General features: G+C 67.1%; 11 protein-coding genes. 9 read left to right on the top strand and 2 right to left on the bottom strand.

The genetic code is table 11. From position 1 onward, the window contains the following. Positions 1 to 2122 (bottom strand): BapA/Bap/LapF family prefix-like domain-containing protein (locus G5A46_RS19650; RefSeq protein ID WP_204318735.1); only part of this gene is annotated, 2122 nt, incomplete at its 3' end. A gap of 471 nt (positions 2123 to 2593) precedes the next feature. Here G5A46_RS19650 and G5A46_RS13050 point away from each other — a divergent pair. Continuing rightward, the gene (locus G5A46_RS13050; protein ID WP_163849805.1) at positions 2594 to 4423 is read left to right on the top strand and encodes an ATP-binding response regulator; all 1830 of its coding nucleotides are present in this window, start codon (positions 2594 to 2596) and stop codon (positions 4421 to 4423) included. A gap of 219 nt (positions 4424 to 4642) precedes the next feature. Beyond that, positions 4643 to 5284 (top strand): response regulator transcription factor, encoded by a 642-nt coding sequence (locus G5A46_RS13045; RefSeq protein ID WP_163849804.1) that lies wholly within the window; start codon positions 4643 to 4645, stop codon positions 5282 to 5284. Positions 5285 to 5347: 63 nt separating this feature from the next. On the opposite strand, the gene G5A46_RS13040 is transcribed toward G5A46_RS13045, so the two are convergent. Further along, on the bottom strand, positions 5348 to 5536 hold the full coding sequence (locus G5A46_RS13040; protein WP_163849803.1) for a hypothetical protein: 189 nt from the start codon (positions 5534 to 5536) through the stop codon (positions 5348 to 5350). A gap of 359 nt (positions 5537 to 5895) precedes the next feature. Between G5A46_RS13040 and G5A46_RS13035 the strand changes: the two genes are divergently transcribed. The 7 genes from G5A46_RS13035 (at position 5896) to G5A46_RS13005 (ending at position 15157) form a co-directional block, all read left to right on the top strand. After that, positions 5896 to 6486 carry a hypothetical protein gene (locus G5A46_RS13035; RefSeq protein ID WP_163849802.1) on the top strand — a complete coding sequence of 197 codons (591 nt, stop codon included), beginning with the start codon at positions 5896 to 5898 and terminating at the stop codon, positions 6484 to 6486. A 491-nt stretch (positions 6487 to 6977) separates the two neighbouring features. Further along, the gene (locus G5A46_RS13030) at positions 6978 to 8018 is read left to right on the top strand and encodes an RcpC/CpaB family pilus assembly protein (RefSeq protein ID WP_163849801.1); all 1041 of its coding nucleotides are present in this window, start codon (positions 6978 to 6980) and stop codon (positions 8016 to 8018) included. Continuing rightward, the gene (locus G5A46_RS13025) at positions 8012 to 9304 is read left to right on the top strand and encodes a CpaE/TadZ family protein (RefSeq protein ID WP_163849800.1); all 1293 of its coding nucleotides are present in this window, start codon (positions 8012 to 8014) and stop codon (positions 9302 to 9304) included. The genes G5A46_RS13030 and G5A46_RS13025 overlap by 7 nt, the downstream gene beginning before the upstream one ends. Beyond that, positions 9297 to 10754, top strand: a complete 1458-nt coding sequence (locus G5A46_RS13020; protein ID WP_163849799.1) for a TadA family conjugal transfer-associated ATPase — start codon at positions 9297 to 9299, stop codon at positions 10752 to 10754. Before G5A46_RS13025 ends, G5A46_RS13020 begins: the two co-directional genes overlap by 8 nt. Next, positions 10755 to 11801, top strand: a complete 1047-nt coding sequence (locus tag G5A46_RS13015) for a type II secretion system F family protein (RefSeq protein WP_163849798.1) — start codon at positions 10755 to 10757, stop codon at positions 11799 to 11801. A 10-nt stretch (positions 11802 to 11811) separates the two neighbouring features. Then, entirely contained in the window at positions 11812 to 12723 is a 912-nt protein-coding gene (locus G5A46_RS13010; protein ID WP_163849797.1) for a type II secretion system F family protein, read from the top strand. A gap of 55 nt (positions 12724 to 12778) precedes the next feature. Then, positions 12779 to 15157 (top strand): hybrid sensor histidine kinase/response regulator, encoded by a 2379-nt coding sequence (locus tag G5A46_RS13005; RefSeq protein ID WP_163849796.1) that lies wholly within the window; start codon positions 12779 to 12781, stop codon positions 15155 to 15157. The last annotated feature ends 307 nt before the right edge of the window (positions 15158 to 15464 follow it).

The following is a 15464-nucleotide window of genomic DNA, read 5'->3' as shown; positions in this document are numbered from 1 at the left end:
CCTCGCCCCCGAGAACACCGCCCAGCAGACCGTCGTCACCAAGCAGACCACCGAGAAGGCCGTCGTCGCCAGTCACGCCGCCCAGCAGGCCATCCTCGCCCCCGAGGACGCCGCCCAGCAGACCGTCGTCACCGGTCAGACCACCGAGAAGGCCGTCGTCGCCAGTCACGCCGCCCAGCAGGCCGTCCTCGCCCCCGAGAACACCGCCCAGCAGACCGTCGTCACCAAGCAGACCACCGAGAAGGCCGTCGTCGCCAGTCACGCCGCCCAGCAGGCCATCCTCGCCACCGAGGACGCCGCCCAGCAGACCGTCGTCACCAAGCAGACCGGAGAGCAGGCCGCCATCACCGCCGAGCAAACCGCCGAGCAGGGCGTTTTCGCCGTCGACACTGCTGGTACCTTCGACGCCCAGCAATCCTTCGAGCGCCCCGTCAACCAGATCTTCCACAGCGCCCAGGACATCGCCCTGGCCCAGCTCATCGAGCGCGCCGTCAACACCGTCCAGCGCACCTTCCAGCAGGTCGTCGACCCCGTCCAACGCACCTTCGACGATGGCACCACTGCCCAGGACCGCGTCGGTCGCGCCGCCCAGAAGGTCATCCAGGGCACCGCCCAGATCACCCTGTTCCAGAGCGGCAAACCCGTCCTCAAGCCCTTCGGCCAGAGAGGCGCCCCCGGTGGACAGGCCACCGTCAAGCTGGCCCGCCAGGCCGTCGGCATTCGCGCCGTCGCTGACCAGCGCACCATCCACGACACCGCCCAGCAGCTGGCCGGTCCCGGTCAGAACCTCGCCATTTCCGGCGGATTCGGTGAAATCCTCGATGCCGGTGCTGACACCGTCCAGAAGCTCTTCCACCCCGGTTTCGACACCGTCGAGCAGACCGCCCTCGCCGTTCAGAATGCCGTCGACAGTCGCCAGCAGATCATCGACCGCACCCCCGATATCGCCGTCATTCAGGCTGTCGAGCGCTGCCCCGGCACCGCTTTCGGCCGTGCCACCTGCGCCTTCGGCCCCGTTCAGGGTCTCGTTGGTCAGGCTGGAGTCTTCGGGCTCCGAAGGAGTGGTCGGATCCGTGGGATCGGTTGGATCCGTGGGATCGGTCGGATCCGTGGGATCGGTCGGGTCAGTAGGGTCGGTCGGGTCCGTAGGATCGGTCGGGTCCGTGGGATCGGTCGGGTCCGTCGGGTCCGTGGGATCGGTCGGATCCGTGGGGTCGGTCGGGTCCGTCGGATCGGTCGGATCCGTGGGATCGGTCGGGTCAGTAGGGTCGGTCGGGTCCGTAGGATCGGTCGGGTCCGTGGGATCGGTCGGGTCCGTCGGGTCCGTGGGATCGGTCGGGTCCGTGGGATCGGTCGGATCCGTGGGATCGGTCGGATCCGTGGGATCGGTCGGGTCCGTAGGATCGGTCGGGTCCGTGGGGTCGGTCGGGTCCGTCGGATCAGTCGGGTCAGTAGGATCGGTCGGATCCGTGGGATCGGTCGGGTCCGTCGGATCAGTCGGATCCGTGGGGTCGGTCGGGTCCGTCGGATCAGTCGGGTCCGTAGGATCGGTCGGATCCGTGGGGTCGGTCGGGTCCGTGGGATCGGTCGGATCCGTGGGGTCGGTCGGATCCGTGGGATCGGTCGGGTCAGTTGGGTCGGTCGGGTCCGTGGGATCGGTCGGATCCGTGGGGTCGGTCGGGTCCGTCGGATCAGTCGGATCCGTAGGATCGGTCGGATCCGTGGGGTCGGTCGGGTCCGTGGGATCGGTCGGGTCCGTGGGATCGGTCGGGTCGTCATCCGAACCGCCGCCACCCAGGGCAGCCGCAACGGCACCGGCGCCGCCGACACCCAGAATGCCCAGCATCTCATCGTCTACGGCAAAGGCAGCCTCTTCACCCGCGACGGTTCCCGCCATCGATGTCTGCCCGGTCACACCGCTAGGGCCGCCATCGGCCAGAACCAGAGAACTTACCTCCCCCTCGGGCCCGGTGACGAAGAAATCGGTGATGCGGTATTCATCCCCGTTCTTCAGTCGCACGACAAGGTTATCGCCTTGCTTCACATATTGCAGAACGTCGTCCTGCATGGCCTCGATCCGAAAGACCGAGGGTTCCTCGGCAATGATTTCCGTAACGCTCATTTGTGCTGTCCTCCAACAAGTGTTCCTGCTCGCTTCCGGTCGCGGCCCCGTCGCGTCGCGCAGCGGGAAAACTTTCAGCGGGGCATAATCTACATTCGATACATACTTTCGATATTCAAGTATCTTACGTGAATCAAGTCAATTGCGCCGGCGCAAGACCGGTGAAAAATCGAAATCTTTCTTGCAAGCTGTTGTTTTTGAAAAGAAAGAGGTGTGCAGTGATTGTTATACCTGTCGTCGATCAGGCAACATTCACCGCATCGCTCGGGGATTGTTCACGAGTTCCGAAATTTCACCTCTGGGCAGAAACGGCTGAACAGCACCGCAAGCCGGGTCCGGACTGCTATCAAAGGACGGTGATTCGGATGGACCTCCCGCTGGGCGGCCTTAGATGATAGCCCTGCTGCCGAATGCCGCACCGCCTGACCGGTCGGGCGCACAGAGAATGGAACAGGAAAGCGAGCCCGCCAGATGGCACGACACGACAGCGACCCCGACACCGGCGGCCCCCGCAGCGCCACGCGCATGACGCTTTTGACCCGGCTGCTCAGTCGGCGGGGCGATCCCGTCCTGGTTCTGGACGAGACCGGCATGGCCCTGACCGGATCTGCGCCGGGGCTGGACCTGCTGCCCAGAGCCACGAAAATCGCCGCCGACCGACCCTGGTCCGAGCTGCGCGCCGCCTGCCCCGACGCGCCCGAAGCCCTGCGCCTGACTCTGCACATGGCAGACCAGCGGCTGGCCGCCCATCTGTCGCGCCTGGACACCACCGGGGGCAAAACGCTCTACCTGCTGGAACCGCGCGCTGAGCGCGTCAACCGCGTCAACCTTTTTGCCACCATCGCCCACGACCTGAAGACCGAGTTGCAGGGCATCATGGCGGCCAGCGACCTGCTGGCCACCGCTCCGACGACAGAGGCCCCGGCGCTGCGCGACACCATCCTGCGCGCCGCGCGGATCGCGCTGGAACAGGTGGATCAATGCCTGCAACTGGCCCGGATGGATCATGGCGAGGCCCACCAGCAGGCCACCTTGCTGGCGCCGGACCAGATCTTTCGCGACACGACCGAACGCCTGCGCCCGCTGGCCGCCGCCAATGGCAACCGCCTGCATTACCAGGGCGAGGTGCGGCCCACCCAGGTCATCGGCCAGACCCGGCTGGTCAATCCCATCCTTCTGAACCTGTTGGGAAATGCCATCAAGTTCACCCATAACGGCGATATCCGCATCTCTCTGCACGGCGCGCCCCTGCCCGGCGAGCGTCGGCGGTTTACCCTGGAGGTGCAGGACAATGGCGCCGGCATCGACGCGGGCGATCGGGCGCGCTTCCTCAATCTGTTCGACACCGGGTCCGAGGACGGCGCGGCCGCGAAGGGCACCGGCATCGGCACTTTCGTGGTCCGCGAGGCGGTCACCGCGATGGAAGGAGAGCTGAGCTTTCGCGACACGCCCGGCGGCGGCACGACCTTCACCGCCAGTTTCATCCTGCCCTTGCCGCAGACCCTGCCCGACGATCCCCACACCCTGCCCCGTCCCGAGGACACCGCCCCCGACCTGCTGGCCGGGCGCCGCATCCTGATCATCGAGGACAACGCCACCGTCGGAGCCTTGCTGCGCAGCACCCTGACGACGGCAGGCGCGCGGGTCGATCTGGCGGCCACCGGGCGCGCCGGGCTGGCGGCGCTGCGCGGCTCTGACCATGATATCGCGCTGATCGACATGAACCTGCCCGATCTGGACGGGATCAGCCTGGTCAGTCACCTGCCCGCCCCGCAGGACCGCGCCGCAACGCCGCGGCTGGTCGGGCTCAGTGCGAATACCAGCGGTGATTGGGATGCGGCCTGCCGTGCCGTGGGCATCACCGAATTGCTGCGCAAACCGATGCCCCCGGCGGAATTGCGGCGCCGCCTTGCGGGGCTTCTGGCCACCCCCCCGGTCCCTGCACCGCGCCCGGCCGCCCCCCTGGGCGAGGCCCATCGCCACCTGCACGAAGAAATGGGCGCCGATATGACCCGGCGCTATGTCACCGGCGCATTGGAGGAGGCCGAATCGCTGGTTGGCCGAATCGAGCAGGCCGGCCTGACGCCCGAGGGCCGGGCGGATCTGCACGCAGCCCTGGGATCGGCGGGGATGACCGGCCTGACACAAATCGAACAAGGGTTTCGGCGGCTGCAAGCGATCACGAAAGTGTGTCCGGAAAACAGCGATGCGGTAAGAATATCCCTAAAAATATTGCGAGATGCCGTCACAACCACTAGAAATTGTGCCCTAGGTGGCGAGAATGCCGGTATACAAGAGTAACAACCGTGGTTCCGCGGGGCGGGCCGGACGCCAATTAGCGTCGGACCCTCCATCCCGTCAAAGGCCCGGGCGCGGCAGGACGTCTCCTGTTTCCGCCCGGATTCGCGAAGGGTCGCCAAACGGGGAACCTTATTTGTTTGCCTCCGTTCAGCATTGATCCAGATCAACAACCAGCATTTGGGCTGCATGTAAAATGCCAGAAGAATAACGGGACATCGAATGACCAACGCCGCCCCTTCCCTGAACTCCCTGCGCGTCCTTGTCGCGGATGATCACGAGATGCTTCTCGAGATGATCGACATGCACCTGTCCGGCCAGCCGGATATGGAGGTAACGACCGCCAAGACACTGGGCGAGGCGCTGGACGAGGTCGCGTTGGCCGGCGGGTTTGACTTGGTTCTGCTTGATCTCAACATGCCCGGAATGAACGGCATGACCGGCCTGCCCAAGATGATGGCCGCCAACAAGGGCAAGCCCGTCGCCATTTTCACCGGCAATCCGCCCCTGCGCATCGTCGAGGAAATCGTGGAGGCCGGGGCCTCCGGCATCGTGCTGAAAACGACGCCCTTGCGGACGCTGGCCAACGCCATCCGTTTCATGGCGGCGGGCGATCAATACATCCCGCGCGAACTGACCTTCCGCCGGGCCGACGAGAAACCGCAGAACGATACCACCCTGTCGGTCAAGGAAATGGAAGTTCTGGGCTATTTGGCGGAAGGGCATTCCAATCGTGACATCGCCTCCGCTCTCAGCCTCGCGGAACCGACGATCAAGATGCATGTGCGCGCCATCTGCACCAAGCTGGGCGTGAAGAACCGCACCCAGGCCGTGGTCACGGCCAAGGATCTGGGTATCGCCTGACCCCTGCCGGGTGACCGCCGCACAGCCCGTGCGCCTTTGATGGGCAGGCGGGCCGCCCCCGGATCAAAGACGCCGGATCCTGCGCGCGTTGCGCCGACGACGGCGCAGGTGCAACACCCCAGCCAGCAGCAGCAGACCGCAAATCGCCGCCGCACTGGCAAGGGCGGCGATATGCAGCGGCAGGCTGACGGCCAGCAGAAACCCCCAGAGGATCAGGCCCAGCAGACCAGCCAGGCAGATCGCAAGCGTCATCTCCGCCTCCTTTCAACACCGGCGCGGCATGCAGGCATAGCCCATACTTTAGGATATATAGCAAGTCATCGGATAGAGAATCAGCCTGAACCTGTCAACGGAGCCACCGAAATGGCGCAGGAATTTGCCGAAACCTCCTAGCCCAGAGGGCAGTACAGGTCGCAAATCATGCAGAACGAATGGTCATAAAGCATTGTTATACAGAGTAATTTTGTGATTGCTCCCTGAGGGTTCCGCACGGAGCCCTCACTCCACGAAAACCGCTGGAATCTTTATATTGACCACCCATACTTTGGGATGTATCAATATCTCACAGAAGCGGCCATCCGGCGTGGCGGCCCGAGTGTGAAGGAAACGAAATGTCCATTTTCGAACGGAGCTTCGGCCTGAATTCCGCAAAGGTCATGACGCCGGCCCCTGGGGTCCCCGCTTCGGCAACCCCAGCTTTCCCCCCTCTGCAAGATGCGGAAATCGCGCGGGTCGACGCCTTGGCGGCCGAACTCGCGCAGGATCGCATCTTTCGGAACGGGCTCGCCCTGTACTGCGGGCCTGCCGACACCGAACTGGCCCGTTACCGTGAATGCGTGGCGCGCCTGGGCGGCAATCTCGTGGCGCTGACGGATGCCGAACCCCCGTTGGACTGGATCGAACGGCATGCGGATGCCTGTGACCTGGTCATCATCGACGCGGAATTCTACGGCGATCTCGAAGCCACGATCGACATCGCACTCTACCTGCGCCGGGCCGCACCCGGTTTGCCGATCATCATGATTTCAAGTGATGTCGGCGGCGATGACTTTACTGCTGAGCGTATGATGGCGTGTGACGCCACTCTTAAGTCCCCCTGCAATCGGGCACGTCTTGAACAAGCGTTCAGGGCCGCCTTGGACAATAACGCTCATTACTGTGAGGCACGTGGTGTTGCTGTCCCAAGGGCATCACGCGTCTAACTGAGGTGCCGCGAGCGCGTTCACCCTAATATCGCTCGCGGCACCATTTTTCTGATCCCTCCGGCACCGGGTCTCTCTCCCCGGTGTCAGCGGATCGGGCCATGAAGGGCGGGTGTTCTCCCTGATTCTTTCTTGCCCCTCTATCTGTCGTCAAGGATTTTGCGTCGATTTCGACCTATACCATATGAGTAGTTGCAATCATAAGATTAGCTCGTCTATCAAAAGACTAGTAAATTTTTGTCGCCGGGAAGACGGCGTGGTGACAGTGGAATGGGTCGTATTGACGTCCGCAGTTGTAATTCTGGCGACAACCGTCGGGGCCATTCTGCTGGAGGACGGTGAGGGCAGTCTTATTGATGCTGTCCGGGAGCTGATTTCCAGGGCGGCAACTTCCGCCGCGGACGATTTGAGCTGAGACACAGCAAGGCCCGCTGTCCCCCCCTGACGGATCACCCGCACGATGTCGTGCCCGGCCAGCTGAGAGAGGTGCCATGCGCCGCAATGTGATCACTTTTCTGGCCACCGGCCTGGTATTGACCGCGCTGTCGGGCGCAGGGACCTATGCGCTTTTGTCCAATATGAACGGGCGGTTGCAACAGGCCCAGACCCGGCTGGACGCCTATGGCCAGGCCCCTGATGTGCCCGTGCTGGTGGCTGATGTGGCCCCGGGCGCGCCCCTGACCCCGGATCTTTTCCGGATGGAAACGATCGCCGCCGAATACCTGCCCGCCAGCGTCATCCGCAATCTGGATCTGCTGGACGGCACCGCGCCCCGCGCCACCCGTGCGCTGACCGCCGGGGCGTTCCTGCTGGCCTCTGACCTCAGTATCGCGGCGGATCGCAACTGGGGCGAGGTGATGGTCCCCTTCGGCCAAAGCGCGCTGGCTCTCGCCCCGCATAACCTGGCCGATTTCGCGCCGTCGCTGACCCCGGGCGACCGGATCGACGTGTTCTGGCGGGGCCCGCAGGAGGCGGCGGAGACCCGCGTGATCGCAACCGCGATCCGCGTCGCCGGGCTGTCCCGGCCGGAGAGGTCAGGCGAGGCCCCCGATCCCGTGGACGGCGCGGGCAGCGCCACGGCTCAGCCCGTGGCGCTGGTCGTGACCGCCCCGTCGGAAACCATGGCCCGGCTGGTCGCCGCGCAGCAGGAGGGCGACATCTTCATCGCGCCGTCCAACCAGCCGCTGGACCTGAACGCCCCGACGATTCAGGCCACCCGCACACAGATCGACGCGATGCCTCATCTCCAGGCGCCGCGCCAATGGCAGCGTGTGACCACCCGGACCGCACCGGCGGAGGCACCGCTGGGCCTGCCCTCGCCGCCCTCGCTCCGGCGCGCAGACGTGGCCGCGCCCGACCTTGCTCCCGACCTGCGCTCCGACAGCCCCGACGCCCCCCAGCTGGAAGGGCGCGAGGGCACCGACACCCTGCGCGAATTCCTTCAAGCCTTGCCGGCCCGGCCGATTTCCGGCACCTGCCAGCTGACCGTCGTGCGGTCGGACCGGAAGTCCACCGTGGAAGTGCCATGCTGACCGACCCGGCGCTGCGGGTCTGCACCCTGGCCGACGGGGTCGAAACAACGCTGCTTCTGGCGGAGGCCCTGGCCCTGCTGCCCCCGCACCGCCGCGAGGATATCGGGATCGGGGACGATCAGCCCACGGGCGCGGACCTGCCCGAATACGACCTGGCCCTTGCCGCGCTGGCCCCCACCGACGCGCAGATGCGCCCCGAGGCCGAGGACACGCTGACCCGCCTGGCCGCCCGTGCCCGCCTGCTGGTGCTGCTGGCCGATCCGGTCACCGCCGGCGCGTTGTCCCTGCCCCCCGGCTGCAAGGTTCTCCCCCCCCAGGCGCTGGCCGGGTTGCCGGCGCTGGTGATGGCGGCGCAGGCACCGGCCGACGCGCCGGCCACCGGCGGTGACCGCGCCGATCCGGACCGCACCCGGCGCCGCGCCGCGCCGATCCGGGCGCTGGTCTCGCGGCTGAAACCCGGACGTGCGCCCGCCCCCGCCGCCGCGCCGCAGGGCGCACGCCTGGCCGATGTGCTGGCCCGCCCCGACAGCCTGATCGCGGTGCAGGGACTTTCGGGCGGGGTCGGCGCCACGACGCTGGCCGTCAACCTGGCGGTTCAACTGGCCGAGGCCCGCCCGCACGAAACCACCTGCCTGATCGACGCCAACCCCCAATTCGGCACCGTCGCGGCCTATCTCGACCTGGCGGAAAACCACCGCGTCACCGATGCCTACCTGAATCCGGGCGCGCTGGATGACGAATGTTTCGAACAATGCCTGACCCCGTGCGGTCCGAACCTGATCGTACTGCCCGCGCCGGACCAGATCCTGCCTCCCGACGCCTTGTCGGGGCCGGAGATGCGGCACTTGCTGCGGCTGGCCCGCACCGCCGCGACCCATGTGATCGTCGACATGCCGCACACGGTAACCGACTGGACCGGCGAGGTTTTCAGCACGGCTGAGGCGGTCCTGGCCGTCGCCACCCTGCAAATCAGCGCGGCGCGCAACGCCAGGGCCCTGCGCCAGCTTCTGGCCGAGAGCGGCGTGACCGGCCCACCGGTGCATTACATCCTGAATCGCGCCCCCCGCGAGCGTGACACGGATTGGCAAGACCGCCGCGAGGTGTTCGAGACTGGTCTGGGCACAACGCTGTCGCTGGTCCTGTCCGACGGCGGAGCCGAGGTCGCCCGCTGCGGCGATCTGGGCGCACCGGTGACCCGCCAGGCCCCGCGCAACCCGCTGTCGCGCGACCTGCGCCAACTGATCGACGCCGCGCGCCGCAGCACGGCACAACCCGCCCATGTTTGACAAGTTCCGCCAGTCCCGCGCCCAGCTGACAGGTCAGCCCGCGCCGCATGACGCCGCTGCCCCGCCCGCGCGCGCAGAGAATGCGGGGCCGCCCCCTCAGGCGGCACCGGCCGGCGCCGCCCCCGCGCAGGCAGCCCCCTCCGCCCCGGCGGAGCCACCCGCCAACGCGGGCAACGCCCGGCGCCGGGAGACGCTGACCCAGGTTCGGCGCGAGGTGCACGAAACCTTGTTGCGCACGCTCAACCTGTCAGCGCTGCAAAACGCCTCCGAGGCCGATATCCGCCAGGAAATCGCCGATATCGTCAAGGAAATCGCGCCCAGCCAATCCATCGTCCTGTCGCGCAGCGACCGGGACGAGATCGTCGACCATCTCTACTACGAGGTCATGGGCTTTGGGCCGCTGGATCTGTTGATCAAGGACGACACGATCTCCGACATCCTGATCAACGGCCCCGAAAAGATCTATGTCGAGAAGGACGGCGTGCTGCGCAAGACCGACATCCAGTTCACCGACGAGGCCCATCTGCGCCGCATCCTGAGCAAGATCGTCTCGCTTGTCGGGCGGCGGGTCGACGAGATGAACCCCTATGTCGATGCGCGCCTGCCAGACGGCTCGCGCATCAACGCCATGATCGCACCGGTGGCGGTGGACGGCACGCTGGTGTCGATCCGAAAGTTCCGCCGCGACAGCCTGACCCTGGACCAGCTGGTGGCCTTTGGCGCGCTGTCGGACAACATGGCGCGCTACCTGCGGGCGGCGGTGGCCTGCCGCTTGAACATCGTGATTTCCGGCGGCACCGGCTCGGGGAAAACGACCCTGCTGAACGCCCTGTCCGCCCATATCAGCCCGCGCGAGCGCATCCTGACGGTCGAGGATACGGCGGAATTGCAGCTGCAACAGGACCACGTCGGCCGCATGGAAAGCCGCCCGCCCAATATCGAGGGCAAGGGCGAGGTCACGCAGCGCGACTGCCTGCGCAACGCGCTGCGGATGCGCCCCGACCGGATCATTGTCGGGGAGACCCGTGGCGACGAGGTGATCGACATGTTGCAGGCGATGAACACCGGGCACGACGGGTCGATGACCACCGTTCACTCCAACTCTGCCCGCGATGCCGCCAGCCGGCTGGAGAACATGGTGGCGCTGGCCGGGATCGACATTCCGCTGCCGGCACTGCGGCGGCAGATCGCCTCCGCCGTCAACCTGATCGTGCAGGTCAGCCGATTGCAGGACGGCACGCGGCGGCTGGTCTCCATTACCGAGGTCACCGGCTGCGAAGGCGATATCATCTCCATGCAGGAGCTGTTTGCCTTCGAACACCAGGGCGTCGACCCCGATGGCCGGGTAGAGGGGCAATTCGCACCCAGTGGCGTGCGGTCGCATTATTCCGACCGGTTCCGCCGCTGGGGCAGCGAATTGCCCGCCGATATCTATGGGGGGCCGGTCTGAATGGGCCCGCTGGCCGCCCTGCCGCTGTTGATGTGCCTGGGCGCGGGCTGCATGGTCTATGCGCTGGTCCTGCACCTGCGGCAGGGCGCGGCAGATCGGCGGCGGCGCATCCTGGAACGTTATGCCGCGGCCGGCCTGCCCCGGCCACAGACCAGCAAGGCCGGGCGGACCACGGCGGATAGCACGCCCATCCCTCCCCCCCGCGAAGGGCCCGGCAGCGCCGCCACGGCCCGCGCGGCGGGTGGCGGCCTGCGGCACCGGCGCCCGGCCCTGCGGTTTCTCAGCCAATTGAACGGCGGCACGGGCCTGGTCCGGTGGCAGGACCTCCGGGAGGTGCCGCGACTGCTGAAACGTCGTGATGCGCTCCTTCTGCTGTGCGGGGGGACGGCGATCGCCGTGACCCTCGCCGTGGTTATCGACCTGCCGGTCGGGGTGACGGCCCTGGCCGGGGCCGGGCTGGGACTGGCGATCTTTCGCATCCTGCACCATGTCCGGCGCCAGCGTGAACTGACCACCATCGCGGAGGACGTGCCCGATGCGCTGGAAAGCATCGTGCGCGCCCTTCGCGTCGGATCGCCCATCAACAAGGCCCTGGCCATGGTCGCGGAAGCCGGGGATGGCCCCATCTCCCGCGAGTTCGGCGAGACGGCCCATGCGATCAGCTATGGTCAGGACGTCGTGACCGCCCTGCATGACCTGGCCGCGCGCTGCGCCAACCATGATCTTCTGTTTCTCGCCACCGCCGTGGCCATCCAGAACAACAGCGGCGGCAACCTCGCCCAGGTGATCGAGCGGCTGTCCCGAATCTGCCGCAGCCGCCAGCAGCTGGATCGCAAGGTCAGCGCCATCACGTCCGAGGCCAAGTGGTCCGGCAATTTCCTGTCGGTCTTTCCCGGTCTCGCCGGCCTCTGCCTGCTGATGTTGAACCCCAATTATTTCGATGAGGTTTACGGCACCCCGATTTTTCTGCCCATGATCACGTTGGTCGGCGCGCTATTGCTCGCCAACCTGGTGTTCATGCGCCGCCTCGTCCGCCTGAAACACTGAGATCGTCGCCATGTCGCCCCTGGACAGCACCATGCCCGCCCTCCTGTCATTGACCACCGCCATCGGCATGGCCTGCCTGATGGTGGGGCTGTGGCTGGCCTTGCGCCGGATCCTGGCCGGGCCGGTAGTCGCCCGGCAGGCCGGTCTGCGCCATGCAACGCCGGGGCCGTCGCGCTGGCGCGACCTGGTGGGCGGGCTGATGCAATCGCGCTCCGAAGAGGCCCGCGCGGCACAACGCAAGATGCTGATGCAGGCCGGGCTGGACGGGCCCAACGCCCTGTTCTATCTGGCCCTGGCCAAGCTGGTGCTGGCCCTGCTCCTGGCCCTGATCTGCGCCGTGGTGATGACGCTGGACTGGGTACAGCTGCGCCTGTCACCGACGCGCCAGGGGGTGGTGATTCTGCTGGTGGCGGTGATCGGCTTCATTCTGCCGTCGATTCTGGTGCGCAATGCCGCCGACCGTTACATCGACCGGATCGCCCGCGCCCTGCCCGATGCGCTGGACCTGATGCTGGTCTGCGTGGAGGCCGGGCAATCGCTGGATCAGGCGCTGGTGCGGGTAGCGCGCGCGATGCATGGCATTCACCCGGACCTGGCCGAACGTTTCGCCGCCACCGCCGAGGCGCTGAAAGCCGGCGAAGATCGGCGCGCCGCCTTCGACCGGCTGGCCTGGTCCACCGACAATGCCGATCTGAAATCCTTTGCCGCCGTGGTGCTGCAAGCCTCTGCCATGGGCACCCCGGTGGCCGAGACGTTCCGCGTCTATTCCGCCGATCAACGCGATCGCCGGTATCGCCGGGTGGAGGAACAGGCCAACATGCTGCCCACCAAGATGACGCTGGGCACCATGGTGCTGACCGTGCCGCCGCTGCTCCTGTTGCTGCTGACACCGGCGATGTATCGCATCCTGAATTCTTTCTGACATGGACCGCATTGGCGCCCCCCAGCGGACAGGCCCCGGATCGCCGGGGTCAGCCGTGCCCGCCCGCAGCGTTGCCTCGGCGATCTGCCTGCTGTGGTTCTGTGCGGCGGGCGGCTGGTTCGGCGCTGGCCGGGCGCTGCCTCTCATTCCCGCAGAGGCCCCGGCCCTGACGCTGATCCTTGCCGCCGGGCTGTCGTTGGGCTGGCGCGGCGGCCTCTGGTCACGGCTGCCGCGCCTGGTGCAGATCCTGATTGCGGGCGCGGCCGGAACGGCGGCGCTGCTGGGCGCGGGATTGCAAAGCCCCCTGCCGCTGATGCCCCTGGCGGCGCTGACCCTTGCGCTGGCGGCAGAGGGCGCGCGGACGATCGCCGCCTCTCTCCCCGGCCGGGCGCGGCGTCCGGTGTCGGGCCTGGCACCGGCGGCGGAGATGGCGGCCCAGCTGGCGGTTCTGCTGACCCTCGCCCGCTGGATCGACGCGCCGTTGCCGGGATCGCCGGGCGGTGTGGCGCGGGCGGTGGTGCTGATCGGATTGGCCCAATTGTTGCTGAGATTGGGATTGCGCGCCCAGACGGCCACCCTGCCCCGGCCCGGATGGCTGCTGGCGATCGCAGTGCTGGCGATCCTGGCGGTCACGCTCCTTTCGGGCGGGTGGCCGAATTTTCCGGGTGCACTGTTGTTGCCGCTTGCCGGAGGGCTGATCCTGCTGGGCCTGGGGCTGCGTGGCGCCTGGCCCGCCGCCACCGCGCTGGCGGGGATCGCGGGGCTGTCGCCAGCTCTGGCCGGGGCGGTCCCGGTCCTGCCCCCCGGCCCGACGCTCTTGCTGGCCGGCATTGCTATCGTGTTGATCCTGCTGGAGGATCAGGCCCGCACCGGGGCCGATATCTACCGTGACGCAGCGCGCCTTGCCCACCTGCGCGACCGGCTGGACGATTTGGACACCGGGTCCGACGGCGCCGCGCTGACCGGCGGACGGCTGGTCCATGTCGACGTGGCCCAGCGACGGGTCTGCCTGCCCGCCGGCGGACGGCAGGTCAGCTTTGCCCAGCTTTTCGCCGAGACGCCATCGGCGCAATTGCTTGACCTGCTGGATCGGCTGCACGGCGACGCCGCCGATCCTGCTCCAGACGCGCCGCTGGAGCTGCCCTTGCGCGGCGGCCTGCTGTCGGGGGCGCAGGATGCGCCCGCCACCCCGCACCGGCTGATCATCCTTGAGCGGAGCAGCCAGGGCGCCTGGATCGGCCTGCAACAGATCGCGGAACTCGCCGTGCAGAAGTCCCGCGCGGACCGTTTGGAAACCCTGCTGACCGGCACCCTGCTGCGCGAGGAACGCCTTCTGTCCGTCGCGTCGCATGAATTGCGCACGCCTGCCTCCGTCCTCGACATGCTGGCCGAAGAGCTTGAGGACGGCACCCCCTGGTCCGACGTCGCCGACACCTTCGGGCAAAGCCTGCGCCGCATCCTGTCGATCCTCGACGATCTGCGCCTGCAAGGTGGTCCGCAGGAGATGCAGGGCGGCCAACCCGATTTCACCCTGCGCGAACTGGCCCTGCACCTGGACGACACATTCCGCGCCGCCGCCCGCGCCAACGGCATCACCCTGCGCCTGTCCCTGTCGCCGCGCACCGACACGCTGATCCGCTCCGACTACGCGCGGGCCTATGTCGCGTTGTCGAAGCTGCTGCACAATGCGATCGTGCATTCCAAGGCCACCGAAGTGGTGCTGAGCGCCTTTCTCACCCGCAGCAGCGGCACCGCCTGTAGCGTCACATGGGAGCTGCGCGACAATGGCACCGGCATCCCCGCCGACCGCGCGCCGGGGCTGTTCGCGCCTTTCGACACGCTGGGCACCGGCCGGGGCACCGAACAGCCGGGCCTGGGCCTGTTCACCGCGCGCAAGGCCTTGCGCATGATGGGCGGCGACGTGGTATTGAAAACCGCCAGCGCCCCGTCCGAGCAAGGCGGCGGCTGCACCTTTGTCGCCACTCACCCGGCGCAGCTGGCACAGGCGGAAAAATACCGCACCTACCCGCAGGAGGACCCGATGGACGGACATTCGAAACCCTATCCCGACCGCACGATCCTGCTGGTGGAAGACAACCAGATCGTCGGCGAAATCACCGCCACGCGGCTGAACCGTCTGGTGGGCAAGACGGTCTGGGCCACCTCCGGGACGGAGGCCCTGGAGGCCTGGCGCGCCGACCCGCCCGATCTGATCCTGGTCGACCAGCTTTTACCCGGCCTGCTGGGCTCGGAGCTCATCACCCGCATCCGGGCGGCCGATGGCGAGGTGCCCATCGTGGGCGTCACCGCCTCCGCCATGGGGACCGAATGCTTGCAGCTAGAGCGTGCGGGGGCGAATTACGCCGTGGAGAAGCCGCTGTCCTTTGTGCAATTGAAGAAGATCACCAGCGAATTCTTCCCCGACCCCGAATAGCGGCCAACCGCCCCTGTTGGTGGCCGAGCCTCGGGCCCATCCCTTCTTTCCATTCGTTTCATCTGCTTTGCGTTTCATCCGCCGCCGGGCCTGCCCCCTGCCCCTGCTGCAATACTGGGTCGGGCCTGACCGGGCTGGGCCGGCAACGGATCATGCGCATTGATGTTGCGGCAAGATAACGCGACGGCCGCGCTCAAGCCGGCAGTCACAACCCGCCGTCGCGGCTATTCCTCCCCCCTCCCTCCGGGTGCATCGTCCCGGCCGTGCCTCCCGGTCCTTCGTCCCGCGCCTCGGCCTCCTCTCTCTC

The organism is Pseudooceanicola aestuarii (genome assembly GCF_010614805.1).
GTDB lineage: Bacteria > Pseudomonadota > Alphaproteobacteria > Rhodobacterales > Rhodobacteraceae > Pseudooceanicola > Pseudooceanicola aestuarii.
This window is presented reverse-complemented; position numbering and strand designations above follow the sequence as displayed.